This is a genomic window from Stenotrophomonas africana (assembly GCF_013004645.1).
Classification (GTDB): domain Bacteria; phylum Pseudomonadota; class Gammaproteobacteria; order Xanthomonadales; family Xanthomonadaceae; genus Stenotrophomonas; species Stenotrophomonas africana.
The window spans coordinates 135,509-161,938 of the sequence record NZ_JABEME010000008.1 but is presented as its reverse complement, the minus strand read 5'-3'; the positions used below and the strand labels follow the sequence as shown (position 1 = coordinate 161,938).

Sequence of the window (26,430 nt, the reverse complement as noted above, 5' to 3'; positions counted from 1 at the left end):
AGTAGGGTGGGCGGCAAAGGACGCCTATCCGGAGATGCAAGCTGAATGAAGAACAGTCCCTCTGTAAGGCTGCTGTGCCTCCCGCGGCTCTTCCAAGCCTCCGTGCTGCAGATGGCGTGGGCAGGCAACAGGGATGATGGGGCATGGGCAGGCAGCTATTCGCAGGCGAGCGATCTGTGTACCGAACCGGGCAGCGGGCGTAGTTGCCGCGATGGATTCAGGGACAGCCTGTCGATTGTCGGAGAATCACTGGGCTACAGGGTTGAGCTGCACAGTACCCAGGCGATGCAGCACGTCTGCTCCTTTGTGCTGCACATGAAGCCAGAGGGCGGAAAGCTGATTCATCAGTCCGAACTAGGCACAGTGGCTATCGAGAAACATGCAGGTGTGCTGAGAGTCTTATCCGGCGGAATCGACCCGACGGCAACGGGTTTGGGATTGTGCGGCACGCATGCTGATATTGATGGTCTGGAGTTTTCTTCTGTGGGCAATCGCACGCGTTCCAGGTAACGCCATGGCGCCCGCACCTGATTGATCCAGCCGGAAGACATCCACGCATGGCGAGGATGTCTTCCGGCTGTTGGGTCCGCCTTGAAGCGAGCCGAGCACCGCAGGTCCGGCGGGGGCGAAGAGGCGCGGGTGTCTGAGCGCAGCGAGTTCCGCGCCGTCCCCCGGCGGGCCGAGGAGCGCCGGGTACCGGTGCGCAGCACCGGCTCGCGGATGGCGGCGCGTTTCTTTTGGTTACTTTTCTTTCCGCGCGGAAAGAAAAGTAACGCCCATGAACGCATGCGTGCGCTTCAGCAATCGGGCGCAAGGGAGAAGCATGGCCTCACGCCCCGCCGGCAAACCCCTGCTGCCGCCACGCCTCGTACATCACCACCGCAACGGTGTTGGAAAGATTGAGGCTGCGGTTGTCCGGCCGCATCGGCAGGCGCAGGCGGCGGCCATCGGGCAGCGCATCGAGCACGTCCTGCGGCAGGCCACGACTTTCCGGACCGAACAGGAAGGCATCACCGTCTTCGAACGACACGCTGTCATAGCGGACGCTGGCACGGGTGCTCAGGGCGAACAATCGCTTCGGTGCGATCCGCGCCAGCGCAGTATCCAGGTCGGGGTGCACCTGCAGGCGCGAGTACTCGTGGTAGTCCAGGCCGGCGCGCTTGAGCTGCTTGTCTTCCAGTGCGAAGCCGAGCGGCTCGACCAGGTGCAGCTGCGCGCCGGTGTTGGCGCAGAGCCGGATCACATTGCCCGTGTTGGGCGGGATTTCCGGTTGGAACAGGATCACGTGGAACTGGGGCGCGGCATTCATCGGCGCAGTGTACCTGCGACGGCCGCCGCCTTTACGGCGCACGCCCTGCGCTGGGCAGGGCGGCACCGCTTACGGGCGCAGCAGGACCTGGGCGGTTTCGGTGGCCAGGGCCTGCAGGTCTGCAGCGCTCGGACGCACCTGCAGGGCCGGCAGGTTGGTGATGACCTGGTTTGCGACGCTGGTGGCGGCTGCGGCCAGGGTGGCGGCGTAGCGCTGGGCTTCCAGCTCGGCGGCCAGGGCGACGCGCTGTTCCAGGCTCGGGCGCACTTCCACCGAGGCCAGGGTGGTGATCGGCAGTGCGGCGGCGACCGGGGCGGCGACGTAGCCGCTGCGCTCGGCCAGCTGGTCGGCGCTCGGGCGCACTTCCACGGTGGCCAGGGTCGGGATGCCGCTGGCCTGTTCCCAGGCCTGCTGGGCCAGCTGGTCGGCGGCCGGGCGAACCTGCACGGTGGACAGGGTCTTGATGGATTCGGAGGCCTGCACCGACGAAACAACCGCGGTGCCGGCGATCAGGGCGATGGCGATGGCAATGGTCTTGGCGTTCATGACGGGGCCTGTTTAGTGTTGGTGAGCGGTGGTGTGGTAGTAAGGTAGTACACCAATTCTGGGCTTGCAAGGAAAATTTTCGATTTCCTGCATTTGTTCAGTCTTCAGTCAGCTTTCGTCTGAAGCCCTTCTTGGCGCAGGGAGTACCAAGCAATCCTTGTGCCAACTTTTAGTTGTTGATTTACAAGGCTTTTATTCCGATTCGAAAGTGTCCGGTGGGCGGACACCTGTCCATTCCCCGCGCTGCGGACACTGTCCGGACGCCTTCAGCCGACGCATGTGACGGTTCAGGAGCCCCGTTGGAGCCCGGCCGGATGGGCCTCGGGGCAAAACACCCCCAGTGACTGCTGGCCGATTCCTGCCGTTGCGCGCGCAGGCTAGGATCGGGGTTCACCTATGTGACCAAGGATCCGGAAATGTCTCTCGCCCTTCGCCCGCGCGCTGCACTGCTGGCTGTCGCCCTCAGCACCGCCCTGGGCACGCTCGCGCCCACCTCTGCACTGGCCGCCAGGCAGGCGGCACCGGCCAAGGTCGATATCCCGTTCGAGCAGTTCACCCTGCCCAATGGCCTGCGCGTGATCGTGCATACCGATCGCAAGGCGCCGATCGTTGCGGTCAATGTCTGGTACCACGTGGGCAGCAAGGATGAGCCGGCCGGCCGCACCGGCTTCGCGCACCTGTTCGAGCACTTGATGTTCCAGAGCAGCGAAAACCACGACGGTGAGTACTTCGAACCGTTCAAGCAGGTCGGTGCCACCGGCCAGAACGGCACCACCAACACCGACCGCACCAACTACTTCGAGAACGTGCCGACCACCGCGCTGGACATGGCGCTGTGGATGGAGTCGGACCGCATGGGCCATCTGGTGGGTGCGATCGACCAGGCCGCGCTGGACGAGCAGCGCGGCGTGGTGCAGAACGAGAAGCGCCAGGGCGAGAACCAGCCCTACGGCCAGGCCTGGGACCAGATCAACAAGGCGCTGTATCCGGTTGGCCACCCGTACCACCACGGCGTGATCGGCTCGATGAACGATCTCAACGCGGCCTCGCTGGACGACGTGAAGACCTGGTTCCGCACCTGGTACGGCCCGAACAACGCGGTGCTGGTGCTGGCCGGTGACATCGATCTGGCCACCGCCAAGGAAAAGGTCGCCCGCTACTTCGGCAGCATCCCCGCTGGCCCGACCATGGCGCAGCCGGCGGTGAACGTGGCCAAGCGCAGTGCCGATACCCGCGAGACGATGACCGACAAGGTGCCGCAGGCACGCATCTACCGCGCCTGGAACGTGCCGCAGGTCGGCACCACTGACATCGACCAGCTGCAGCTGTTCGCCGAAGTGCTGGGCGGCGCCAAATCCTCGCGCCTGAGCCAGCGCCTGCAGCACCAGGACAAGCTGGTGGACAGCATCGGCTCGGGCCTGTCGACCTCGCAGCTGGGCTCCAACTTCGTGATCGTGGCGACCGTGAAGCAGGGCCAGGACCCGGCCAAGGTCGAGAAGATCATCGATGAGGAACTGGACCGCCTGATCAAGCAGGGCCCGACCGCGGCCGAGCTGGAGCGCGCCAAGACCGGCGCCCGTGCCGGCTTCATCCGTGGCATCGAGCGCATCGGTGGCTTCGGCGGCAAGGCCGATGCGCTGGCCGAGTGCGCGGTGTTCACTGGCGACCCGGGCTGCTTCCGCACCTCGCTGGCCAATATCGAGAAGGCCAGTGCCGCCGACCTGAGCCGCCTGGGCGCACAGTGGCTGGACAAGGGCAGCCACACCCTGGTGATCGCACCGGGTGAGCGCGTGGCGCTGAAGGAAGACCCGAGCCAGTCGCCGAAGCCCTTCACCGTGCCGGCAGTGGACCCCAAGTACAGCACCCTGCCGGAGCAGGTCGACCGCAAGGCGGGCGTGCCGCAGACCCGCGAGTTCCCGCAGCTGAAGTTCCCGGCGTTGCAGCGCGCCACGCTGAAGAACGGCACCCAGGTGATCCTGGCCGAACGCCATGAGATTCCGGTGGTGCAGTTCAGCTACCAGTTCCCGGGCGGCTTCAGCGCCGACCAGGGCCGCAAGCCGGGCACCGCCAACTTCACCATGAGCCTGATGACCGAAGGCGCCGGCAAGCTCGGCTCGCTGGCCTTCGCCGATGCCGCCGACGCACTGGGTGCCAGCCTGGATGCTTCGGCCGGCCTGGATTCAATGAGCGTGGACCTGTCGGCACTGAAGGAAAACCTGGCACCGTCGCTGGCGCTGTACCGCGACCTGCTGCGCGAGCCGCGCTTCGAACAGGGCGAGATCGACCGGGTCAAGGCGACCTGGATCGCCGGCATCCAGCAGGAAAAGGTCAACCCGGGTGCGGTGGCGATGCGCGTGCTGCCGCCGCTGCTGTACGGCAAGGGCCACCCGTATGCCATCCCGTTCACCGGCAGCGGTGACGAAGCAGCGATCAACGGCCTGACCCGCGAGGACCTGGTCGACTTCCACCACGACTGGTTGCGCCCGCAGAACGGCACCCTGATCGTGGTCGGTGACACCACCCTGGCCGAGATCGTACCGTTGCTGGACAAGCAGCTGGGCGACTGGAAGGCTGCCGGCGATGCCCCGCAGGTGAAGGCGGCCACCGACGTCGCATTGCCGAAGGGCCCGCGCGTGTTCCTGATCGACCAGCCGGGCGCGGTGCAGGCCAACCTGTTCGCCGGCCAGGTGGTGGCGCCGTCCAGCGCTACCAGCTCGACCCGCTTCGATATCGCCAACGGCGTGATCGGCGGCGACTTCACCTCGCGCCTGAACATGAACCTGCGTGAGGACAAGCACTGGTCGTACGGTGCGCGCAGCAGCGCGGTCAATTCGGTGGGTCAGCGCCCGTGGATGGCCAGCGCGCCGGTGCAGATCGACAAGACCGGCCCGGCGCTGGCGGAAATGCGCAAGGAAATCGCCGCGTTCGGCGACGGCAGCAAGCCGGCCACCGCCGCCGAGGTCAACCGCATCCGCAACATCCAGACCCTGAGCCTGCCCGGTGCCTACGAGACCGCCAGCGCGGTGGCATCGACCATCGGCTCGATCGTGCAGTTCAAGCGCCCGGACGATTACGTGCTGCGTCGCAAGGCCGAGATCGAGGCGATGACCCCGGCACAGGTGCAGCAGGCCGCCGCCGAGATCAAGCCGCAGGCGCTGACCTGGGTGGTGGTGGGTGACCTCAAGCAGACCGAAGCGGCCGTGCGTGCGCTGAACCTGGGCGAGGTGACGGTGATCGACGCCGAAGGCAACCCGGTCAAGAAATAAGGGATGTGCCTGCCCGCCCCGGCGGGCAGGCCTCCCCGGTAGTGCCGGCCGCTGGCCGGCAACTCCGTGATCCCTACCCGGCTACCCTCGATTCAGGCTGTTCAGGCAGAATCCCTCCATACCCTTCCAGGATCTGCCCATGCGCGTTCTGCTGCTTTCCTCCCTGCTGCTCACCGTCACCGCCTGTACCTGGGTGCCGATCGAACCGGCCGGCAAGGCGACCCGCGTACTGCCGGCAGGTCCGGTTCCAGCCGGCTGCATCGCCAAGGGCGAGGTAGTGGTCACCGTGAAGAGCAAGGTCGGCTTCTACAACCGCAACCCGCTGCGCGTGCAGGAAGAGCTGGAAACCCTGGCCCGCAACGAAGCCCCGAGCGCCGGCGCCAATGCCGTGCAGGCCGCTGCAGCCCCCGCCGATGGCAGCCAGCGCTTTGCCGCTTTCCAGTGCCCGCCGCGCTGAACGCTTCACCATACGGCCAAGCCTGAATTCGTAAAGATGCGGTGAAGGCCCCGGGGGTTATAGAATAGCGCCCCCTTTTGCCTGAGCCTTGGCGCTAACCTCGATGCTCTTCAAGAATGTCTCGATCGCCGGCCTGGCACACGTTGATGCGCCGCATACGCTGACGACCAAGGAAATCAACGAGCGGCTGCAGCCGACGTTGGATCGCCTCGGTATCCGCACCGACGTGCTCGGCGATATCGCCGGCATCCATGCCCGCCGCCTGTGGGACAACGGCGTGCTGGCGTCCGATGCCGCCACCATGGCCGGCCGCAAGGCGCTGGAAGATGCGGGCATCGCTGCGACGCAGGTCGGCCTGCTGGTCAACACCTCGGTCAGCCGCGACTACCTGGAGCCGTCCACGGCCTCCATCGTGTCGGGCAACCTCGGCGTCAGCGACGAATGCATGACCTTCGACGTCGCCAATGCCTGCCTGGCCTTCATCAACGGCATGGATATCGCGGCGCGCATGATCGAGCGCGGCGACATCGACTACGCGCTGGTGGTGGATGGCGAGACTGCCAATCTGGTGTACGAGAAGACCCTGGAGCGCATGACCGCCCCGGACGTCACCGCTGACGATTTCCGCAACGAGCTGGCTGCCCTGACCACCGGTTCGGGTGCCGCGGCGATGGTGATGGCGCGCTCGGAGCTGGTGCCGGACGCGCCGCGCTACAAGGGCGGTGTCACCCGTTCGGCCACCGAGTGGAACCAGCTGTGCCTGGGCAACCTGGACCGCATGGTCACCGACACCCGCCTGCTGCTGATCGAAGGCATCAAGCTGGCGCAGAAGACCTTCACCGCCGCCAAGATCGCCCTGGGCTGGGCCGTGGAAGAGCTGGACCAGTTCGTGATCCACCAGGTCAGCCAGCCGCACACGGCTGCGTTCATCAAGAACTTCGGCATCGACCCGAAGAAGGTCATGACCATCTTCGGTGAGCACGGCAACATCGGCCCGGCCTCGGTGCCGATCGTGCTGAGCAAGCTCAAGCAGCTGGGCAAGCTGAAGAAGGGCGATCGCATCGCGCTTCTGGGCATTGGTTCCGGCCTGAACTGTTCGATGGCCGAAGTGGTCTGGTAAAAAATTCACCGCTGACCTGCTGCGCCATTGCCTGGCGGGCGCGGCCGGTGCTCGGAATCCTCATGTACCCACGTACACTCCGGTTCCTGCGCGCCGTCCGCACCCACCAGCCAATCGCTCGCGACGGGCAGCGATGATTTTTCCAAGTGTCCAAGGGCCGGTTTACCGGCCCTTTCTACAGGTGCGATCCGATGTCCCAGCTTCCCGGTTACCCCGCCCACCCGCAGCGCTTCGAGGTTCGCCCGGGCCTGTCGATGAACTATCTCGACGAAGGCCCGCGCGACGGCGAGGTGGTGGTGATGGTGCACGGCAACCCGTCGTGGAGCTATTACTGGCGCACGCTGGTGGCCGGCCTGTCGGACACATACCGCTGCATCGTGCCGGACCATATCGGCATGGGCCTGTCGGACAAGCCCGATGACAGCCGCTACGAGTACACGCTGCAGTCGCGCGTGGATGATCTGGACGCGTTGCTCAAGCACCTGGGCATCACCGGCCCGGTGACCCTCGCCGTGCACGACTGGGGTGGCATGATCGGCTTCGGCTGGGCGCTGTCGCACCACGACCAGGTGAAGCGCCTGGTGGTGCTCAACACCGCCGCGTTCCCGATGCCGGCGGCGAAAAAGATGCCGTGGCAGATCGCGCTGGGCCGTCACTGGAAGATCGGCGAGTGGATCATCCGCACCTTCAATGCGTTCTCGTCCGGTGCGTCGTGGCTAGGCGTGGAGCGGAAGATGCCGGCCGACGTGCGCCGCGCCTACGTGTCGCCGTACAACAGCTACGCCAACCGCATCAGCACCATCCGCTTCATGCAGGACATCCCGCTGTCGCCGGCCGACAAGGCCTGGTCGCTGCTGGAACGCGCCGGCAAGGCGCTGCCGTCGTTCGCCGACCGCCCGGCCTTCCTCGGCTGGGGCCTGCGCGACTTCGTGTTCGACCACCACTTCCTGAAGGGTTTCCAGGCCGCGTTGCCGAAGGCGCAGGTGCATGCCTTCGAGGATGCCGGACACTACGTGCTGGAAGACAAGCACGAGGTGCTGGTGCCGGAGATCCGCGCGTTCCTGGACAAGAACCCGATCTGAGCGGTGTGCCGACCAACGGTCGGCACCCACCGGAAGAGGTAATGGGCAGGTGCCGACCGTTGGTCGGCACACCGGCCGGGTTCATGAGGTTGCCGGCCAGCGGCCGGCACGACCACTACGCGGCGACCGGTGCCTGCGGCGGCGAAGACGGGCTGTTGCCGTTGTCGTCGGGATGGTCGTCATCATTGTCGGCGTCATCGCGCCAGCGCCAGTCGGCCAGCGTCAATGGATCCAGGCCATAGGCGATGCGCGCCTTGTCGCACTGCGGGCTGGCCTTTCCGTACTCCCACGATGCATCCACCTCGCGGCACACGCTGGGCCGGTTGGGATGGATGGTGCAGCGTGAATACACGCCGATCTGCGCATCCAGTGCCACGCAGCGCACCGGTTTGGAATGGGTGCCGCGCATGCACAGGCGGTGCGGGTCCAGCACCTCGGTCAGCTGGTGCGGCACGCCGCCGGGGGTGACCTCGTCTGATTCCATCCAGTGGAAGGCCACGCGGTATTGGGTGCAGCAGGCGCCGCAGGTCATGCAGGGATGTTGCATGGGCAAGCCGCCTCGGGCGGCAGTCGGAATCAGGAACGAGGGTGCGGATTTTCCACGAAGTGGGCCGCCGCGCAAGAAATTCCGTAAGCGGCGACAATGAACGGATGAACCGACCCTGCAATATTGCGGCCCGTTTGCCTGAACTGGCGCGTGAACGCCCCGACCAGATCGCCATCCGCTGCCCCGGCCGCCGGGGCGCCGGCAACGGCATGGCCGCCTACGACGTCACCCTGGATTACCGCCAGCTGGATGCCCGCAGCGACGCCATGGCCGCCGGCTTGGCCGGCTACGGGATCGGCCGCGGGGTGCGCACGGTGGTGATGGTGCGGCCCTCGCCGGAGTTCTTCCTGTTGATGTTCGCGCTGTTCAAGCTGGGCGCGGTGCCGGTGCTGGTCGACCCGGGCATCGACAAGCGCGCGCTGAAGCAGTGCCTGGACGAGGCGCAGCCGGAAGCCTTCATCGGCATTCCGCTGGCCCATGCGGCACGGCTGGTGCTGCGCTGGGCGCCCTCGGCGACTCGCCTGGTGACCGTCGGCCGCCGCCTCGGCTGGGGCGGAACCACCCTGGCCGCGCTGGAGCGCGCCGGCGCCAACGGGGGGCCGATGCTGGCCGCCACCGACGGCGAGGACATGGCCGCGATCCTGTTCACCAGCGGCTCCACCGGCGTGCCCAAGGGCGTGGTCTACCGCCATCGCCATTTCGTCGGCCAGATCCAGCTGCTGGGCAGTGCCTTCGGCATGGAAGCGGGCGGGGTGGACCTGCCGACCTTCCCGCCGTTTGCCTTGTTCGACCCGGCGCTGGGCCTGACCTCGGTGATCCCGGACATGGACCCGACGCGGCCGGCGCAGGCCGACCCGGCACGCCTGCACGATGCCATCCAGCGCTTCGGCGTGACCCAGCTGTTCGGTTCGCCCGCGCTGATGCGGGTGCTGGCGAAGCATGGCCGGCCGCTGCCGACGGTGACCCGGGTGACGTCGGCCGGTGCGCCGGTGCCGCCGGACGTGGTCGCCACCATCCGCAGCCTGCTGCCCGCCGACGCGCAGTTCTGGACGCCCTATGGCGCCACCGAGTGCCTGCCGGTAGCAGTGGTGGAGGGCCGCGAGCTGGAGCGCACCCGTGCTGCTACCGAAGCCGGCGCCGGGACCTGCGTGGGCAGCGTGGTCGAGCCGAACGAGGTGCGCATCATCGCCATCGATGACGCACCGCTGCCGGACTGGTCGCAGGTGCGCGTGCTGGCCACCGGCGAAGTGGGCGAGATCACCGTGGCCGGACCAACCGCCACCGACAGCTACTTCAACCGCCCGCAGGCCACGGCCGCGGCGAAGATCCGCGAGACGCTGGCCGATGGCAGCACGCGCGTGGTGCATCGCATGGGCGACGTCGGTTACTTCGATGCGCAGGGCCGCCTGTGGTTCTGCGGGCGCAAGACGCAGCGCGTGGAAACCGCGCACGGCCCCCTGTACACCGAACAGGTCGAGCCGGTGTTCAACACCGTCGCAGGCGTGGCACGTACCGCACTGGTCGGCGTTGGTGCCCCGGGTGCGCAGGTACCGGTGCTGTGCGTGGAACTGCAGCGTGGCCAGTCCGACAGCCCGGCACTGCAGGAAGCGCTGCGTGCGCATGCCGCAGCCCGTGTGGCAGAGGCCGGTCTGCAGCACTTCCTGGTGCATCCATCGTTCCCCGTCGATATCCGTCACAACGCCAAGATCGGCCGCGAGAAGCTCGCCGTCTGGGCCAGCGCCGAACTGGAGAAGCGCGCATGAAGTTCCTGGTCACCGGTGGTGGTGGTTTTCTTGGCCAGGCGCTGTGCCGCGGGCTGGTCGAACGTGGCCACCAGGTACTGGCGTTCAACCGCAGCCATTACCCGGAGCTGCAGGCGATGGGCGTGGGCCAGATCCGTGGCGACCTGGCCGATGCGCAGGCGGTGCTGCATGCGGTGGCCGGCGTTGACGCGGTATTCCATAACGGCGCCAAGGCCGGGGCGTGGGGCAGCTATGACAGCTACCACCAGGCCAACGTGGTCGGCACCGACAACGTGATCGCCGCCTGCCGTGCGCACGGTATCGGCCGGCTGGTCTACACCTCCACGCCCAGCGTGACGCATCGCGCCACCCACCCGGTGGAAGGCCTCGGCGCCGACGAAGTGCCTTACGGCGAGGATTTCCAGGCACCGTATGCGGCGACCAAGGCGATTGCCGAACAACGCGTGCTGGCAGCCAATGACGCCTCGTTGGCGACGGTGGCGCTGCGCCCGCGCCTGATCTGGGGCCCGGGCGACCAGCAGCTGGTGCCACGCTTGGCCGAACGTGCGCGGCAGGGCCGCCTGCGCCTGGTGGGCGATGGCAACAACAAGGTGGATACCACGTACATCGACAACGCCGCGCTCGCGCACTTCCTCGCCTTCGAGGCATTGGCGCCGGGCGCCGCGTGTGCGGGCAAGGCCTACTTCATTTCCAACGGCGAACCGCTGCCGATGCGCGAGCTGGTCAACAAGCTGCTGGCCGCTGTGGGCGCACCCACCGTGGACAAGGCGATCAGCTTCAAGACCGCCTACCGCATCGGCGCTGTCTGCGAGCGGTTGTGGCCGCTGCTTCGCCTGCGTGGCGAACCGCCGCTGACCCGCTTCCTGGCCGAGCAGCTGTGCACGCCGCACTGGTACAGCATGGCGCCGGCGCGCCGTGACTTCGGCTACGTGCCGCAGGTCAGCATTGAAGAAGGGCTGAGAAGGCTGAAGGCTTCATCTGCTGCATAGATCGCCATCACTGGTTGCACACCGCAGGATCGGGAGGATGGACCCACGCCATCCAAGGCTCGACCACCCGCGAGGAGCGCCATGCTGCATTACGCCATCATTTTCTTTGTCATCGCCATCATCGCCGCCGTTCTGGGCTTCTCCGGTATCGCCGGCGCCGCAACGAACATCGCCTGGATCCTGTTCGTGGTGTTCCTGATCCTTGCGGTGATTTCGATGTTCCGCAAGCGCGGATAGAAGACCGCAGGGTGGTGCCGGCCGATGGCCGGCACTGTTCTTTCCGGTGGGTGCCGACCGTTGGTCGGCACGCCTCTTTAGTAGAGTCGAGCCATGCTCGACTGCTTCTCATGAGTCGAGCATGGCTCGACTCTACAGAGGATCTTCGAGCATGGCTCGACTCTACACAGAGAGCCCCTACACGGCGCTTTGCAATCCGCGATCGGCTTGGTGACGCTCCAGCGCCAGTTCGATCAGGCGCGTGATCAACGTCGTGTAGTCGACACCGCTGGCACCCCACAACTTCGGGTACATGCTGATGCGGGTAAAGCCCGGCAGCGTGTTGACCTCGTTGATGACGATCTCGCCCTCTGCGGTGAGGAACACATCCACGCGCGCCATGCCCGCACACTCCAGCGCCTGGTAGGCCTGCAGCGCGATCTGCTGGATGCGAGCCTGGGTTGCAGCATCAATGTCCGCCGGCACCACTACTTCTGCGCCATCCTCGTTGATGTATTTGGTGTCGTAGGCGTAGAACTCGTCGTGCACCACCACCTCGCCACACAGACTGGCCTGCGGATGCGCGTTGCCCAGCACCGCACACTCGATCTCGCGGCCAACCACCGCCGACTCCACCAGCACCTTGTGGTCGTAGCGCAACGCCAATGCCAGTGCCTCGGCGAAGCCCGCCGCATCCTTGACCTTGCTCACGCCCACCGACGACCCCTGGTTGGCCGGCTTCACGAACAACGGCAGCCCGAGCTGCGCGATCACCGCATCGGCATCGACCTCCGCGGCCTGATGGCGACGGATGCACAGCCACGGCGCCACCTGCAGGCCAGCGTCGCGCAGCAGGCGCTTGGTCACGTCCTTGTCCATCGCCACCGCCGAGCCCAGCACCGGCGAACCGACGAAGGGCAGGTTGATCATGCGCAGCAGCCCCTGCAGCGCACCGTCCTCGCCCAGCGGCCCATGCACGATCGGCAACACCACATCGATCTGGCCTAGCGCGCTGGCCGCATCGGACGGCTGCAGCTGCGCCCGCTCGGCGCCCGGGCGCACCGCCAGCGACGTGCCGGACCCATGCAGCGCGATGCGCGAGGGATCATCGGCATTGATCAGGAAGGTATCCGGCTGGCTCAGATGCCACTGGCCCTGCTTGTCGATGCCGACCAGCACCGGCTCGAAGCGCTCGCGATCAAGCGCATCGAGGATGTTCTTCGCCGACTGCAGCGAAACTTCGTGCTCGGAAGACTTGCCCCCGAAGATGATGCCGACCCGGGTCCGTGCCATGGGGAATGCGATGTCCTGTGCGTTGCGTGGCCCCATAGCATGAACCTTCATCGGCCCACCGCGTGAGGCACAGATGAACCAGAAATCCATCCACGCATGGCGTGGATCTGCCGTGTCGACCAAGGTCGACACCCACCAAGAGCAGCAGGAACCTGTCGAAGGCGGGGTGGGGCCGGTTGCGGGGGTGTCCGCGGCATGGATGCCGCGGCCAAGCCCCCACGGACGGGTTTACGGCGTCCCCCGCAACCGGCCCCATCCCGCCAACCCACGGAATGCCCGCTGTTGCTGTTGCTTCGGCTATTGCCGTTGCCGTTGCATCTGCGGGTGCCGGGCGGCAGCCCGGCCCAAGCCCCCCACCCACGCAGGTAGAATGCGCACATGGCTCTCTCCCTGCTCAAGTCCCTCAAGCCGGTCGCTGGCCGCGCCCTGCAGATCGCCCTGAACCGCGCGCTGGCGCTGGATCCGGATACCCGCCATGCACTGGCCAGCCTCGACGGCCGGCATATCGACCTGACCCTGGAAGCGCCGTCGCTGGCCATGCGCATCAGCGTCGACGGCGACCAGCTGCGGGTCGGCCCGGTGGACGCGCAGGAAGCCGACCTGGCCGTGCGCAGCAGCCTGGCCGGCGTGCTGGCACAGCTGCCGCTGCTGGCCAACGCACGGCGTGGCGACAACAACGGCAAGGGCCGCGTGCGCGTGGCCGGCGATGCCGAACTGGCGCGCCGCCTGCAGCAGCTGGCCAAGGGCTTCGATCCCGACTGGCAGCAGCCGTTCGTCAGCGTGTTCGGCGAGGTACTGGGCGTGCAGGTCGCCAACACCCTGCGCAGTGCCCTGCAGCACGCGCGCCAGGGCGCGGTCGACCTGGCCCACAGCGCCGCCGAGTTCCTCACCGAGGAATCGCGTGATGTAGTGCCGCGCGCTGAACTGGATGCCTTCCACGACGACGTGGACGTGCTGCGCGATGACGTCGAGCGGCTCGGTGCACGCGTGCAGCGCCTGCGGGGTGCCGCATGAAGGCCGTGCTGCGGGCAAGCCGCATCGGCCGGGTGATCCTGCGTTACCGTCTCGACGACCTGCTGCAGGGCACACCGGCCGAACGCTGGCTGCGCCTGGCCAAGCCGTTCGTGCCGCGCGCCTCGGCCGACATCGCCGCACAGTCGCGCGGTGCGCGCCTGCGCCTGGCGCTGCAGGATCTCGGCCCGATCTTCGTCAAGTTCGGCCAGATCCTGTCCACCCGCCGCGACCTGGTGCCGCCGGATGTGGCCAATGAGCTGACCCTGCTGCAGGACCGGGTCAAGCCGTTCGACGGCGAGACCGCGCGTCGCATCGTCGAGGAAGCGCTCGGCCTGCCGGTCAGCGAGGCCTTCGCCAGCTTCGACACCGAACCGCTGGCCTCAGCCTCGATTGCGCAGGTGCATGCGGCCACGCTGGCCGATGGCCGCCAGGTCGTGGTCAAGGTGTTGCGCCCGGGCATCGAGAAGCAGATCGACGCGGATATCGCTCTGCTCAATTCGCTGGCCGCCCTGGTCGAACGCACCCATCCGCGTGCCGACAAGATCCGTCCGCGCGAAGTGGTGGCCGAGGTCGAAAACACCCTGGCCGCCGAGCTGGACCTGCAGCGCGAAGGCGCCAATGCCAGCGTGCTGCGCCGCTTCTGGGAAAACTCCGACGACCTGTACGTGCCGGAAGTGATCTGGAGCCACACCGCCGAGCGCGCGCTGACCCTGGAGCGGGTGTGGGGCATTCCGTCCGATGACATCGCTGCACTGGACAAGGCCGGCATCGACCGCAAGGCGCTGGCCGCCAAGGGCGTGCGGGTGTTCTACACCCAGGTGTTCCGCGACAACTTCTTCCATGCCGATGCGCACGCCGGCAACATCTGGGTCGACACCGATCCGTCGCGTCGCGCCAACCCGCGCTTCATCGCGCTGGACTTCGGCATCATGGGTCAGCTGTCGCAGGAAGATCAGTACTACCTGGCCGAGAACTTCATGGCCATCTTCAACCGCGACTACCGCCGCATCGCCGAACTGCATGTGCAGGCGCGCTGGATGCCGGACAACGTGCGCATCGACGATCTGGAAGCGGCCGTGCGTTCGGTGTGCGAGCCGTACTTCACCCGTCCGCTGTCGCAGATCTCGCTGGCCGAAGTGCTGATGAAGCTGTTCCGGGTGGCCCAGCGTTACCAGCTGACCCTGCAGCCGCAGCTGATCCTGCTGCAGAAGACCCTGCTGAACATCGAAGGCGTCGGCCGCCAGCTCGATCCGCAGATCGACATCTGGGCGGTGGCCAAGCCGGTGCTGGCGAAGATCCTGCGCGAGCGTTACAGCCCGCGCCGGGTCGTGCGCGAGATCGGCAAGCGCCTGCCGGAAATCATGACCCACGCGCCGGACATGCCGCGCCTGGTGCACGCCTGGCTGACCCAGCAGGTGGAAGGCCGCCACGAACTGTCGATGCGTTCGCGCGACCTGGCCGCACTGGATGCCAGCGTGCAGCGCCTGCAGACGCGCGCGGTGGGCGCGATCACTGGTGTCGGCCTGCTGGCCATCGCCGCACTGATGTATGTGCTGCAGCCGCCGGGCTGGTACTGGGGCGACGTGCCGGCGTGGAGCTGGCTGTCCGGTGCGGTCGGCGCAGTGGCGCTGCTGCGCGCGTGGTGGAAGTAGGCCCCATGCTGCAGGCACTCAAGGACGAACTGGCCCGCTTCGGCGCCGACAACGACGCCCGCGAAAGCGCGCGTGGCCGCCGCATGCTCAACATCACGCCGGAGACGGGTGAATTCCTGTCCGTGCTGGTCCGCTTCGGCGCTGCGCGCCAGGTGCTCGAGATCGGCACCTCCAATGGCTATTCGACGCTGTGGCTGGCCGAGGCTGCCGCCGCCGTCGACGGCCACGTGACCACGCTGGAATACGCCGAGGACAAGGCGGCGATGGCGCGTGGCACCTTCGCGCGCAGCGGCCTGGCCGATCGCATCACGCTGGTCCACGACGATGCCGGGCCGTGGCTGGCACAGGCCGCCGATGCCAGCATTGACCTGCTGTTCCTCGATTCGGACCGCGGGCAATACACCGGCTGGTGGCCGCAGCTGCGCCGCGTGCTGCGCCCGGGGGGCCTGCTGGTGGTGGACAACGCCACCTCGCATGCGGAAGAGATGGAACCGCTGCGTGTGCTGCTGGACGCTGATCCGGACTTCAGCACCAGCCTGGTGCCGGTGGGCAATGGCGAGCTGTTGGCCGTACGCAGCGCCTGACCGCTCTACATCGGTAGGTGCCAACCTTGGTTGGCACGCTGTTGCCGGTCGCGCAGAGCAGCCGAGCATGGGCTCGGCTCTACAGTAAGCAAGCCCTTATAATCCCGCGGTGAGCACCGAACCCGATACCCTCGCTGCGGTCGAGACCGACACCGCGCCCCTGCAGCTGCTGCACCTGGATGAGCGCCTGGCCGTGGTCAACAAGCCTGCCGGGCTGATGGTCCACGACAGCAAGCTGGCCCGTGGCGAAGACGACTTCCTGGCCGACCGCCTGCGCGAGCAGCTGGGCCGACCGATCTTCCTCGTGCATCGCCTGGACCGGGCGACCAGCGGCTGCCTGCTGCTGGCCTTCGACCGCGAGACCGCCAGCGCGCTGGGCAAGGCGCTGATGGGCGGCGAAGTGCTGAAGGACTACCTGACCGTCTGCCGTGGCTGGCCGGCCGAACTCGCCTGGCAGGTCGACCATGATCTGGATGGCGGCCCGGGCAAGCCGGTGAAGAAGCCGGCGGTCACCGACTTCCAGCGCCTGGCCACCGGCGAGCTGTCGGTGCCGGTCGGTGAATTCACCAGCTCGCGCTACGCGCTGCTGCGCTGCCAGCCGCAGACCGGGCGCTTCCGGCAGATCCGCCGGCACCTGAAGCATCTTTCGCATCACATGATCGGCGACACCAGCCACGGTGATGGCCGCCACAACCGCATCTTCCGCATGCAGGGCGTGCACCGCATGCTGCTGCATGCCGAGCGCCTGCGCTTCCCGCATCCGGACGGTGGCACGGTGGATGTGCGTGCGCCGCTGGACGGCGGGTTCCAGAAGGCGCTGGACCTGTTTGGCTGGCAGGTGGACGACGCCTGATGCTGCTGCGGTAAGCCGAGCGTGGGCTCGGCTCTACAGCCAGCGGCCGGGCGTGGCCCGGCGCACCCCGTTATTTCTTTTCCGGCTCGTTGACGATTGCTTCCAGGTCCTTCTGCAGGTCCGCGAACAGCGGCTGCATGCGCGCCTGGATGGCCACCATCACGTTCTGCATCAGGGCCGGGGTCTTGTCCAGCAGGCTCTGGCCGGCCGCGCTCTCGTAGAACTCGGCCATCGCCAGCACGTCTTCCTTGCTGAAGGTCTTCTTGTACAGGTCCACGTACATCGGCCGCAGCTGCTGCCACGACAGGGCCTGGCGAAGGGTCTGGCTGGTCCGCGCCTGGATCCGCTTCAGCTGTTCCTGCTGCTGGGCATTGAGCTGGCGCTGTGCGGCCACCTGCTGGAACTGCTGCTGCTGCATCGCCTCGATCTGCGGCAGCATGGTGTCGATCATGCTCTGCGCCCGCGACGCGGACAGCAGGCGGTTGATGTCGCCATCGGTCGGTGGCGCGGCCAGGGCCGGAACGCTGGCCACGGCCAGCGCCAGCAGCAGGGCGGCGCGGCGCAGCAGGGGCGGCAGGGCGGGTACGAAGCGGGTCATGCGGGCTTCCTGCGGTACATGGGACGGCCAGCATACCCGCAGCCAAGGCGAAGGCGGCGTGTTCGGTACCTGATCGGCGGCATACGGTGCGCGATGCCGCACTCCGGCACGTGGCTGCCGCTACAATGCGCGGATGGGCAGTGGACCGGTCACCATCAGCGCGCAACTTGAAATCCCCGACGGCGAGATCGTCGAGCGGTTCGTGCGTGCCAGTGGTGCCGGTGGCCAGAACGTCAACAAGGTCTCCACCGCGGTGGAACTACGTTTCGACGTGGCCAACTCGCCCTCGTTGCCCGAACCGTTGCGCGCGCGCCTGCTGGCGCGGCGTGACCGGCGCATGACCGGCGAAGGCGTGCTGGTCATCGACGCGCAACGGTTCCGGACCCAGGATCGCAATCGCGAGGATGCGCGCGATCGGCTGGCGGCCTTCATCCAGGCCGGGCTGAGCGTGCCCAAACCGCGCAAGGCCACCAAGCCGACCCTCGGGTCGAAACTGCGTCGTCTGGACGCCAAACGCGGGCGCGCGCAGATCAAGCGCGGGCGCTCATCACGTGACTGGGAGTGATTGCTTGAACAACCCGACTTTGTTGCTGCCGGCCGTGCCGCCGCAGATGCCGCAGGTCAAACCCAACGCCTTCCTGCGCTGGCTGGCGCGCTGCACCCTGCGCATGGGCGGCTGGAAGGTGACCGGTACCCTGCCTGACATCCCCAGGCTGGTCTTCATCATCGCCCCGCATTCGTCCAACTGGGATGGCCTGTGGGGCATGGCGGCCAAGATCGCGCTGGGCATGAAGGTCAAGGTGCTGGGCAAGGCATCGCTGTTCTGGTGGCCGCTGGGCCCGCTGCTGCACAAGCTGGGGGTGATCCCGCTCGATCGCAGTTCGCCGCAGGGCACGGTGGGGCAGGCGGTGGACCTGCTGCGCAACAACGAGAAGATGTGGTTCGCGATCACGCCCGAGGGCACCCGCAAGGCGGTGAAGGACTGGAAGGCCGGCTTCCTGAAGATCGCCCGGATGGCCGACGTACCGATCCTGGCCGCGTATTTCCACTACCCGGAAAAGACCATCGGCATCGGCCCGCTGTTCACGCCCAGCGGCGATGACGCCGCCGACATGGCCGCCATCCGCGAGTTCTACCGGCCCTGGATCGGCAAGACCCGCGGTACGGTCTGAGCCTGCCACGGGCCGCCGCATAGACGCCACGTCCGGCACATGCCGGGCGAGCGCGACAGGAGTAGGGTGGAGGGCTGGTATCCCGTACCGTCTGCCCAAGGAGTGTTTTACATGTCGCGTACCGTAGTCCTGGCCGCCGCCATCAGCCTGGCGCTGGCGGCCTGTTCCGGCAAGGAGTCCACCCCCGTGTCCGATGCCCAGAAAGCCCCGGCCCAGCAGCCGGCCGAAGCCTCCACCAATCCGCTGCTGAGCGCCAGCACGCTGCCGTTCCAGGCGCCGCAGTTCGACAAGATCAAGGACAGCGACTACCTGCCGGCGTTCGAGGAAGGCATGCGCCAGCACCTGGCCGACGTGCGCAAGATCGCCGACAGCAGCGAACCGGCCACCTTCGACAACACCATCGTGGCGATGGAGCGCAGCGGCGAGACCCTGAACCGCGTGTCGCGCATCTTCTTCGGCCTGGTCCAGGCCGATACCAACGATGCACGCCAGAAGATCCAGGAAGAAGTGGCGCCGAAGCTGGCCGCGCACCAGGACGAGATCAATCTCGATCCGAAGCTGTTCGCGCGCGTGAAGTCGCTGTACGACCAGCGTGACACGCTGGAACTGGATCCGGTGCAGAAGCGCCTGGTCGAGCATTACTACGACGGCCTGGTGCGCGCTGGCGCGCAGCTGTCCGACGCCGACAAGGCGAGCCTGCGCAAGCTCAACGTGGAAGAAACCACCCTTTCCACCCAGTTCCATACCCGTCTGGTGGCTGCCACCGCCGCAGCGGCCGTCGTGGTCGACGACAAGGCCAAGCTGGCCGGCCTGGACGAGAATGCGATCAACAACGCTGCCAACGCCGCCAAGGATCGCAAGCTGGATGGCAAGTTCCTGCTGCCGTTGCAGAACACCACCCAGCAGCCGGTGCTCGGCTCGCTGAGCGACCGCGACCAGCGCGCCGCCGTGCTGAAGGCTTCGGAAACCCGCGCCGAGCGCGGCGATGCCAACGATACCCGGCAGACCGTACAGCGCCTGGCCCAGCTGCGCGCGCAGAAGGCCAAGCTGCTCGGCTTCGACACCTTCGCCGACTACCAGCTGGGCGACCAGATGGCCAAGACCCCGGCCGCCGCGCTCAAGCTGCTGACCGACACCGTGCCGGCGGCCACCGCCAAGGCCCGTGCCGAAGCCGGCGAGATCCAGAAGGTGATCGACGCGCAGAAGGGCGGCTTCCAGGTCGCCGCCTCGGATTGGGACTTCTATGCCGAGCAGGTGCGCAAGGCCAAGTACGATCTGGACGAGTCGCAGATCAAGCCGTACTTCGAACTGGACAACGTGCTGCAGAACGGCGTCTTCTACGCCGCCACCCAGCTGTACGGCATCACCTTCAAGCCGCGCACCGACATTCCGACCTACAACCCGGACATGAAGGTGTACGAAGTGTTCGACAAGGACGGCACCTCGCTGGCCCTGTTCTACACCGACTACTTCAAGCGTGATAGCAAGTCCGGTGGCGCCTGGATGGACGTGTTCGTCGAACAGGATGGCCTGACCGGTGCCAAGCCGGTGGTCTACAACGTCTGCAACTTCACCAAGCCGGCCGCCGGCCAGCCTGCGCTGATCAGTTTCGACGACGTCACCACCATGTTCCATGAGTTCGGCCACGCACTGCATGGCATGTTCTCGAACGTGAAGTACCCGTCGATCGCCGGTACGGCCACCTCGCGTGATTTCGTCGAGTTCCCGTCGCAGTTCAACGAACACTGGGCGCTGGACCCGAAGGTGTTCGCCAACTACGCCAAGCACTACAAGACCGGCGAAGCGATGCCGCAGGAACTGGTCGACAAGATCCTCAAGGCACGCAGCTTCAACCAGGGTTATGCGACCACCGAATACCTGTCGGCCGCACTGCTCGACCTGGCCTGGCACACGCAGAAGGCCGACGCGCCGCTGCAGGATGTCGGCGCCTTTGAAGCCAGCGCGCTGAAGAAGTTCAAGGTCGACCTGCCGCAGGTGCCGCCGCGTTACCGCACCACCTACTTCGACCACATCTGGGGTGGCGGTTACTCGGCCGGCTACTACGCCTACTTCTGGGCAGAAGTGCTGGACCATGACGCCTACCAGTGGTTCACCGAACACGGTGGCCTGACCGCCGCCAACGGCCAGGAATTCCGCGACAAGATCCTCTCGCGCGGCAACAGCGTGGAGCTGTCGACCCTGTACCGCGATTTCCGCGGCAAGGACCCGTCGGTGGAACCGCTACTGAAGTTCCGCGGGCTGAAATAAGAAACAGAAAACGGCGGGGGAAACCCCGCCGTTTTTCTTTGTGTAGAGCCGAGCCCATGCTCGGCTGATGTTTCCTGGAAAGGCAGCCGAGCATGGGCTCGGCTCTACAAAGGCGGAAAAGCCAGTCGAGCATGGCTCGACGCTACACAAGCGCTTTACGTGCCCACATGCACCCGGTTCGCCTGCTCGGCCAGCCCCAGGTGATCCAGCGCGATATCCAGCGCCAGCACATAGCTCTGCGCGCCATACCCGGCGGCGATGCCCAGGCGCTGGCCGACACCGGCCGGCAGGCACGGCTCGGCCACCGCGCCGTCGTCATGCACTTCCACGTAGGCGTTGTGCAGGTAGGGCAGCAGCCGCTGCAGGCGCAGGCTGTTGGCACACGCACCCGGGTCAAGCAGCGTCACCTCGCCACGGCTGTGGTCGGCCACGCGCAGGGCATCCAGCAGTTCCTGTTCCGAGCCGCAGGCGCGGATTGCCACGCTGGTGCCGGCGTCGATCGCCCGGTGCACCAACGACTTCAGTACCGGCGCCGGCAGTGGCATCGCCGTGCGGATCAATGCACCGGCGGCTTCCGGGCCACGGATGATGAAGATCGACATGGCTCAGCCCTCCTGCGCCAGGCGGCGGCCAACGATGGCCAGCGACAACGGGTAACCGGCCTGCTGGCTGCGCTGGTCCACCACCACTGCTGCGGGGCCATGCTGCAGGCGCAGGCGTGCCTCGAGGCCGGGTTCGCTGGGCGCCTGCAGCTCGATGTACTGCGCCGGCAGCCGTTCCAGCGCCGCCTGCAGCGCGCCACCTTCGGCCTGCCATTGCGCCTCGTCGGCGGCACCAACATCCAGCAGTACCCAGTCGGCCGAGCGCGCCTGCGGCTGGCACAGGCACTGGCGTACCTCGGACAGGCTGGCGCAGTCGCTGCACAGCACGCGATGGCCGCTGAGCTGCGCCGGCAGCTGCGGGCGCGGCGCCGACGGAGACGCGTGGCGGATCACCAGGAGGGTCATACAACACCTTGCGGAATGCGCCCTGTGGCGCGGTGGGCACACGATGCGCGCGGTGGCCGTAAAGGTGCGATGCCCGCGGCCGGGCCGGGGCGTAAAACCTGCGTAACCCGTTTTGTAGAGCCGAGCCCATGCTCGGCTGCCGTTCCGTAGAGTCGAGCTTGCTCGACTGCTCTGCGCCTCAGTCGAGCAAGCTCGACGCTACAAGAGCAAGCCGAGCATGGGCTCGGCTCTACAGGTTCCAGGCGCGGGAACCTCTTCGGCCCGGATGTGGTCTGATGCAGCTACCACCCACCCGGAGCCTGCCGTGGACGCTGTTGCCCGCCCTCCCTTTTCCGAACGCGCGCTGGCCTGGCTGAAAAAGGAGGCGCTGCCGTTGCTGGTGATGCTCGGCCTGCTCGCCGCCGCCCGCGATACCCTGGCCAACCACTATGTGGTGCCGAGTGGCTCGATGCAGCCGACCCTGCAGCCCGGCGACCGGGTGGTGGTGGACATGCGTGCCTATGGCCTGCGCCTGCCGTTCACCAGCAAGGAACTGGTGTCCACCGGCACACCGCAGCGCGGCGAAGTGGCGGTATTCGATTCGCCGGCCGACGGCACCCGTTTGATCAAGCGCGTGGCGGCGGTGGCCGGTGACCATGTGCAGATGCGCGAGGGCCATCTGAGCATCAACGGCCAGCCGCTGCAGACCGCGGACCTGCAGGACGTGGAAGCCTTCGGCGAACGCCGTGCCAGCCTCGATCTGGACATGGGCGGCGGCCCGGACATCGCCGATCTGGTGGTGCCGGCCGGCAAGGTGCTGGTGCTGGGTGACCACCGCGGCAACAGCTTCGATGGCCGCTTCTTCGGCTTCGTCGACGCCGACAAGGTCTACGGCCGCGCCGTGGCGGTGTATTACCGCCGGGGCGCCGGCTTCGAGTGGCAGCGCCTGTAAGCTGAATTGATACTTCCTGTGTATCAATCCTGACCTATCAGGTTATGGATCGACTGGATGGACGGGCCTAGTCTGAGGCCTGCTCCCTCCCACGCCCGGCCGTCCCCACCGGCCCATTGATTCCATGACTGGCGAAACCACGGCGGCCGTCGAGCGCCGTCCCCACACCGTCGACTTCGACACCGAGACCCGCATCCAGCAGGGCACACCAGCCTTCCGCCGCACCGCGTTGGCGCTGTTCCTGGCCGGCTTCTCCACCTTCGGCCTGCTGTACACGGTGCAGCCGCTGCTGCCCGAATTCAGCCGTCACTTCGGTGTGTCCGCCGCCGGCAGCGCGATGTCGCTGTCGTTGACCACTGGCACGTTGGCGGTGGCGATGCTGCTGGCCGGCCTGTTGTCCGATGCGGTCGGCCGGCGCCCGTTGATGATCGTTGCGCTGCTGGCCTCGGCCATGCTGTCGCTGAGCACGGCGCTGGTGGACGACTGGACCACGCTGCTGGTGCTGCGCACCCTGCTGGGCCTGGCGCTGAGCGGTGTGCCGGCGGTGGCGATGACCTACCTGGTCGAGGAAATGGACAGCCGCGCGCTGGGCCTGGCGATGGGCCTGTACATCGGCGGCAATGCCATTGGTGGGATGAGCGGGCGCCTGCTGGCCGGCATCATCGCCGACCACTGGGGCTGGCGCTGGGGCATCGGCGTGGTCTCGATCATCGCCATCGCCAGCACCGTGCTGCTGTGGCTCCAGCTGCCGCCGTCGCGCCATTTCAGCGCGCGCCGCGATGGCCTGCGCCAGTTGCCGTCACGCTGGCGCATGCTGTTCGCCGACCCGGGCCTGCCGTGGCTGTTCGCGACCTCGTTCGTGCTGATGGGCGTGTTCGTCACCCTCTACAACTACCTGGGCTACCACCTGCTGGCGCCGCCGTACCGCCTCAGCCAGACCGTGGTCGGCCTGATCTTCAGCGTTTATCTGGTGGGTACCTTCAGTTCGGCGTGGATGGGCCAGCAGGCCACGCGCTACGGCCGCGGCCGCATCCTGACCATTTCCTTCGGCCTGATCGGCGCTGGCATCGTGCTGCTGGCGATGCCCTGGCTGACCACCATGGCACTGGGCATTGCGCTGGTGACCTTCGGCTTCTTCGGCGGTCACTCGGTGGCCAGCAGCTGGGTCGGCAGCCGTGCCGGCACGATGCGTGCTGAAGCCTCGGCGCTGTATTTGTTTGCCTACTACCTTGGGTCCAGCGTGCTGGGCGGGGTCGGCGGTCTGGCCTATGCGGCCTGGGACTGGTTAGGCGTGTGTGCGTTCGCTGCGGTATTGACCCTGATCGGGGGTGGCATCGTCTGGGCGCTGCAGCAGCGCGCGCCGCAGCCGGTCACGGCGTGATCCTGCTCTGGTAGATGCCAACCTTGGTTGGCACTATGGCCGTGGGCCAACCAAGGTTGGCCACTACCGGGGGGGTTGCACCTCACCCTTCGGCGAACGCCCCGCGCAGCAGCCCGGCGAAATTGCGGATCAACGGCGTCACCCGTTCGCGGTGCCATGCCAGCTGCACTTCCGAATGCGCGCCGGCATCGGCCAGTGCCACGAAGCGCGATCCTTCCACCCGGATGTGATCGCACGAAGACGGCAGGATCGCGGCGCCCAGGCCCGCAGCGGCCAGACTGATCAGCGTCGAGGCTTCACCCGCCTCCTGCACGATGCGCGGTGTGAATCCGGCAGCCGCGCACAACGCGATCATGTGGTCATGGATGCCCGCACCGGCACTGCGGCGGAACGCCACGAACGGCTCCTGCGCGAAGTCGCGCAGCGACAGCGTGCCCTGCTTCGAAAGCCTGCGCAGGGCAGGGTGGTCGGCATGCACGATCAACGCCAGCGGATCGACGAACAGGCTGTGCGCCACCAGTTCCGGTGGCAATGCACGCTTGCGGATGATGCCCACGTCCAGTGAACCGTCGAGCAGCGCATCAATCTGCTGCAGGGTGTTCATTTCGCTCAGCTGCAGCCGCACCTGCGGGTACTGCTGGCGGTAGCGCAGGATCGAACGCGGAATCTGCGGCGACAGCGGCGTGGCGCGGGTCAGGCCGATGTGCAGCTCACCCTGCTCACCGCGCTGCGCGCGCTGCACTTCGTCCACCGCCACCTCCACCTGCTGCACGATGGCGCGTGCACGTTCCTGCAGCAGCTCGCCCGCAGGCGTCAGCTGCACACGACGATGGCTGCGCACGAACAGGCGCGCCCCGATCAGATCTTCCAGCTGGCGGATCTGCTGGCTGAGCGGCGGCTGCGACATGCCCAACCGCTCCGCCGCCTGGCCGAAGTGCAGCGTATCGGCAACGGCAAGGAAGTAACGCAGATGGCGCAGTTCGATGGACATGGGTGCAGTCTAGCCAGACCGGAACCGGGCTTGTCGCCTTCTTCGATCGTTTTCCCGCCAGTCGAGCATGGCTCGACTCTACAAAATCCGGTTTCGATCATTGTTTACGTGTCGACCAGGGTCGACACTCACCAACAGCGCTAGCGATCTGTCGAAGGCGGGGTGGATCCGGTTGCGGGGGCGTGAGCCGCATGGATGCGGCGACCGAGCTTACAGGGACGTACTTGCAGCGTCCCCCGCAACCGGACCCACCCCGCCATCCCACGGAATGCCCGCTGTTGCCGTTGACGTTGCCGTTGCTTCGGCCTCTGCAGGTGCAGGGCGGCAGCCCTGCAAACCAGAACACCCCTACCGCTCCGAATGCCCGCTCTGGTCGTAATCGCGCGGACTGAACAACTCCGGCTGGATCAGCTCGATGAACGCCCGCGCCTGCGCCGACAACGCCTTGCCGCGGCGCACGATCACCCCGTAACTCCGCTCCGGGAACCACCGCTTCATCGACCGCGCCGCCAGCCGCTCGTGGTCGGCCTCGTTCAGGCACAGCGCCGGCACGATGGAAATGCCCATGCCCATCGCTACGTATTGCTTGATGACCTCCCAGCCACCCACTTCCAGCGCCACGGTGTAGGCGATGCGGTGGCGCTGGAACACCTGGTCGACCAGCCGGTAGGTGATCTGCCGCTTCGGCGGCAGCACCAGCGGATAGCGCGCGATGTCGGCCAGCTCCAGCTCGCCGCCACTGGCCAGCGGATGGTCGTGCGGTGCGATCAGCACCTGCTCGAAGCGGTAGGCCGGGGCGTAGGTCAGGTCGGCCGGCACATCGGTCATCGAACCGATCGCCAGGTCGGCGGCGTCCTCGCGCAGCAGGTCGGTGCCATCGGCGCTGATCGCGTTGTGCAGGGTCAGGCGCACGTCCGGGTGATGCAGGCGGAAGCGTTCGACGATCTTCGGCAGCAGGTACAGGATGGTCGAACTGTTGGCGGCGATGTTCAACTCGCCCGCGTCCAGGCCGCGCACCTTGTCGCGGAAGCGCGCCTCCAGCCCATCCAGGTTCTCCACCAGTGGCTGTGCCATCTCGTACAGCAGCTGGCCCTCGCGGCTGGGCACCAGGCGGCGACCGCTGCGCTCGAACAACGGCACCCCCAGCTCCCGTTCAAGCGCCTGCAGCTGCAGGCTGATGGCCGGCTGGCTGACGAAAAGCGCCTCAGCAGCCCGTGAGACCGACCCCAGGCGCACCGTCTGGCAGAACGCGCGCAGCGGCTTCAGCCGGTCGGATTTGTAGGAAAAACGCGGACTTGGAAGCGGGCGTGTGCTCATCGTGTCATGAGTATTAGCACAACTTATGTAGAACATTGCAAAAACTGTTTTGCCAAATACTCAGGCCCAGCGGC

General features: G+C 66.9%; 26 protein-coding genes and 1 other RNA gene. 18 read left to right on the top strand and 9 right to left on the bottom strand.

The window, feature by feature from the left end; all coding sequences use genetic code 11:
- Positions 1 to 45 precede the first annotated feature (45 nt).
- Entirely contained in the window at positions 46 to 510 is a 465-nt protein-coding gene (locus HLA98_RS15060) for a hypothetical protein (RefSeq protein WP_057501018.1), read from the top strand.
- 319 nt (positions 511 to 829) lie between these two features.
- Here the strand turns inward: HLA98_RS15060 and HLA98_RS15055 are convergent, their stop codons facing one another.
- Both HLA98_RS15055 and HLA98_RS15050 read right to left on the bottom strand, forming a co-directional pair.
- A complete protein-coding gene (locus tag HLA98_RS15055; RefSeq protein WP_057499443.1) occupies positions 830 to 1,309 on the bottom strand; it encodes a tRNA (cytidine(34)-2'-O)-methyltransferase in 480 nt (159 codons plus the stop codon).
- Positions 1,310 to 1,378: 69 nt separating this feature from the next.
- Entirely contained in the window at positions 1,379 to 1,855 is a 477-nt protein-coding gene (locus HLA98_RS15050) for an XAC0231 family protein (RefSeq protein ID WP_049446162.1), read from the bottom strand.
- 416 nt (positions 1,856 to 2,271) lie between these two features.
- Here HLA98_RS15050 and HLA98_RS15045 point away from each other — a divergent pair, with 416 nt between their 5' ends.
- From HLA98_RS15045 to HLA98_RS15025, 5 genes are all read left to right on the top strand, one after another.
- Positions 2,272 to 5,121 (top strand): M16 family metallopeptidase, encoded by a 2,850-nt coding sequence (locus HLA98_RS15045; RefSeq protein ID WP_057499444.1) that lies wholly within the window; start codon positions 2,272 to 2,274, stop codon positions 5,119 to 5,121.
- Positions 5,122 to 5,260: 139 nt separating this feature from the next.
- Positions 5,261 to 5,578 carry a DUF4156 domain-containing protein gene (locus tag HLA98_RS15040; protein ID WP_005407628.1) on the top strand — a complete coding sequence of 106 codons (318 nt, stop codon included), beginning with the start codon at positions 5,261 to 5,263 and terminating at the stop codon, positions 5,576 to 5,578.
- 103 nt (positions 5,579 to 5,681) lie between these two features.
- Entirely contained in the window at positions 5,682 to 6,698 is a 1,017-nt protein-coding gene (locus HLA98_RS15035; protein ID WP_057499445.1) for a 3-oxoacyl-ACP synthase III, read from the top strand.
- Positions 6,699 to 6,760: 62 nt separating this feature from the next.
- Positions 6,761 to 6,831, top strand: a non-coding RNA gene (locus HLA98_RS15030) — sX9 sRNA.
- Positions 6,832 to 6,889: 58 nt separating this feature from the next.
- Entirely contained in the window at positions 6,890 to 7,780 is an 891-nt protein-coding gene (locus HLA98_RS15025; RefSeq protein ID WP_057499446.1) for an alpha/beta fold hydrolase, read from the top strand.
- 115 nt (positions 7,781 to 7,895) lie between these two features.
- On the opposite strand, the gene HLA98_RS15020 is transcribed toward HLA98_RS15025, so the two are convergent.
- Positions 7,896 to 8,327: a YkgJ family cysteine cluster protein gene (locus tag HLA98_RS15020; RefSeq protein WP_029380125.1), complete on the bottom strand. Its 432-nt coding sequence runs from the start codon at positions 8,325 to 8,327 to the stop codon at positions 7,896 to 7,898.
- 104 nt (positions 8,328 to 8,431) lie between these two features.
- Between HLA98_RS15020 and oleC the strand changes: the two genes are divergently transcribed.
- The 3 genes from oleC (at position 8,432) to HLA98_RS15005 (ending at position 11,316) form a co-directional block, all read left to right on the top strand.
- Entirely contained in the window at positions 8,432 to 10,090 is a 1,659-nt protein-coding gene (gene oleC, locus HLA98_RS15015) for an olefin beta-lactone synthetase (RefSeq protein ID WP_129550593.1), read from the top strand.
- On the top strand, positions 10,087 to 11,079 hold the full coding sequence (gene oleD, locus HLA98_RS15010) for a 2-alkyl-3-oxoalkanoate reductase (RefSeq protein WP_057499628.1): 993 nt from the start codon (positions 10,087 to 10,089) through the stop codon (positions 11,077 to 11,079). The genes oleC and oleD overlap by 4 nt, the downstream gene beginning before the upstream one ends.
- Positions 11,080 to 11,160: 81 nt before the next feature.
- The gene (locus HLA98_RS15005) at positions 11,161 to 11,316 is read left to right on the top strand and encodes a DUF1328 domain-containing protein (protein WP_005407633.1); all 156 of its coding nucleotides are present in this window, start codon (positions 11,161 to 11,163) and stop codon (positions 11,314 to 11,316) included.
- A gap of 177 nt (positions 11,317 to 11,493) precedes the next feature.
- On the opposite strand, the gene ddlA is transcribed toward HLA98_RS15005, so the two are convergent.
- A complete protein-coding gene (gene ddlA, locus HLA98_RS15000) occupies positions 11,494 to 12,588 on the bottom strand; it encodes a D-alanine--D-alanine ligase (protein ID WP_057499629.1) in 1,095 nt (364 codons plus the stop codon).
- A gap of 378 nt (positions 12,589 to 12,966) precedes the next feature.
- On the opposite strand from ddlA, the gene HLA98_RS14995 reads away from it, so the two are divergent.
- From HLA98_RS14995 to HLA98_RS14980, 4 genes are all read left to right on the top strand, one after another.
- Positions 12,967 to 13,602 carry a ubiquinone biosynthesis accessory factor UbiJ gene (locus HLA98_RS14995; RefSeq protein WP_049447239.1) on the top strand — a complete coding sequence of 212 codons (636 nt, stop codon included), beginning with the start codon at positions 12,967 to 12,969 and terminating at the stop codon, positions 13,600 to 13,602.
- A complete protein-coding gene (gene ubiB / locus HLA98_RS14990) occupies positions 13,599 to 15,254 on the top strand; it encodes a ubiquinone biosynthesis regulatory protein kinase UbiB (RefSeq protein WP_057499627.1) in 1,656 nt (551 codons plus the stop codon). The genes HLA98_RS14995 and ubiB overlap by 4 nt, the downstream gene beginning before the upstream one ends.
- Positions 15,255 to 15,259: 5 nt before the next feature.
- The gene (locus tag HLA98_RS14985) at positions 15,260 to 15,838 is read left to right on the top strand and encodes an O-methyltransferase (protein ID WP_057499626.1); all 579 of its coding nucleotides are present in this window, start codon (positions 15,260 to 15,262) and stop codon (positions 15,836 to 15,838) included.
- A 109-nt stretch (positions 15,839 to 15,947) separates the two neighbouring features.
- Positions 15,948 to 16,691 (top strand): pseudouridine synthase, encoded by a 744-nt coding sequence (locus HLA98_RS14980; RefSeq protein ID WP_057499625.1) that lies wholly within the window; start codon positions 15,948 to 15,950, stop codon positions 16,689 to 16,691.
- A 70-nt stretch (positions 16,692 to 16,761) separates the two neighbouring features.
- Here HLA98_RS14980 and HLA98_RS14975 read toward each other — a convergent pair whose 3' ends face one another.
- Positions 16,762 to 17,289 (bottom strand): DUF2059 domain-containing protein, encoded by a 528-nt coding sequence (locus tag HLA98_RS14975; RefSeq protein ID WP_057499624.1) that lies wholly within the window; start codon positions 17,287 to 17,289, stop codon positions 16,762 to 16,764.
- 133 nt (positions 17,290 to 17,422) lie between these two features.
- Here HLA98_RS14975 and arfB point away from each other — a divergent pair, with 133 nt between their 5' ends.
- The 3 genes from arfB to dcp all read left to right on the top strand — a co-directional run bounded on the left by arfB (position 17,423) and on the right by dcp (position 20,729).
- Complete coding sequence (gene arfB, locus HLA98_RS14970) at positions 17,423 to 17,854, top strand: alternative ribosome rescue aminoacyl-tRNA hydrolase ArfB (RefSeq protein ID WP_032130467.1); 432 nt, start codon at positions 17,423 to 17,425, stop codon at positions 17,852 to 17,854.
- A 4-nt stretch (positions 17,855 to 17,858) separates the two neighbouring features.
- Entirely contained in the window at positions 17,859 to 18,461 is a 603-nt protein-coding gene (locus HLA98_RS14965; RefSeq protein ID WP_057499623.1) for a lysophospholipid acyltransferase family protein, read from the top strand.
- 111 nt (positions 18,462 to 18,572) lie between these two features.
- Positions 18,573 to 20,729, top strand: a complete 2,157-nt coding sequence (dcp, locus tag HLA98_RS14960) for a peptidyl-dipeptidase Dcp (RefSeq protein WP_053442365.1) — start codon at positions 18,573 to 18,575, stop codon at positions 20,727 to 20,729.
- Between the two features lie 155 nt (positions 20,730 to 20,884).
- On the opposite strand, the gene HLA98_RS14955 is transcribed toward dcp, so the two are convergent.
- Both HLA98_RS14955 and HLA98_RS14950 read right to left on the bottom strand, forming a co-directional pair.
- On the bottom strand, positions 20,885 to 21,331 hold the full coding sequence (locus tag HLA98_RS14955) for a 3-dehydroquinate dehydratase (protein WP_004153636.1): 447 nt from the start codon (positions 21,329 to 21,331) through the stop codon (positions 20,885 to 20,887).
- Between the two features lie 3 nt (positions 21,332 to 21,334).
- Positions 21,335 to 21,736: a hypothetical protein gene (locus HLA98_RS14950; RefSeq protein ID WP_049410017.1), complete on the bottom strand. Its 402-nt coding sequence runs from the start codon at positions 21,734 to 21,736 to the stop codon at positions 21,335 to 21,337.
- Positions 21,737 to 22,040: 304 nt separating this feature from the next.
- Between HLA98_RS14950 and lepB the strand changes: the two genes are divergently transcribed.
- Positions 22,041 to 22,667, top strand: a complete 627-nt coding sequence (lepB, locus tag HLA98_RS14945) for a signal peptidase I (protein WP_057499622.1) — start codon at positions 22,041 to 22,043, stop codon at positions 22,665 to 22,667.
- 124 nt (positions 22,668 to 22,791) lie between these two features.
- Entirely contained in the window at positions 22,792 to 24,048 is a 1,257-nt protein-coding gene (locus tag HLA98_RS14940; RefSeq protein ID WP_057499621.1) for an MFS transporter, read from the top strand.
- Positions 24,049 to 24,130: 82 nt separating this feature from the next.
- On the opposite strand, the gene HLA98_RS14935 is transcribed toward HLA98_RS14940, so the two are convergent.
- Both HLA98_RS14935 and HLA98_RS14930 read right to left on the bottom strand, forming a co-directional pair.
- The gene (locus tag HLA98_RS14935) at positions 24,131 to 25,039 is read right to left on the bottom strand and encodes a LysR family transcriptional regulator (protein WP_057499620.1); all 909 of its coding nucleotides are present in this window, start codon (positions 25,037 to 25,039) and stop codon (positions 24,131 to 24,133) included.
- Between the two features lie 348 nt (positions 25,040 to 25,387).
- Positions 25,388 to 26,356, bottom strand: a complete 969-nt coding sequence (locus HLA98_RS14930; RefSeq protein ID WP_057500059.1) for a LysR family transcriptional regulator — start codon at positions 26,354 to 26,356, stop codon at positions 25,388 to 25,390.
- Positions 26,357 to 26,430 lie beyond the last annotated feature (74 nt).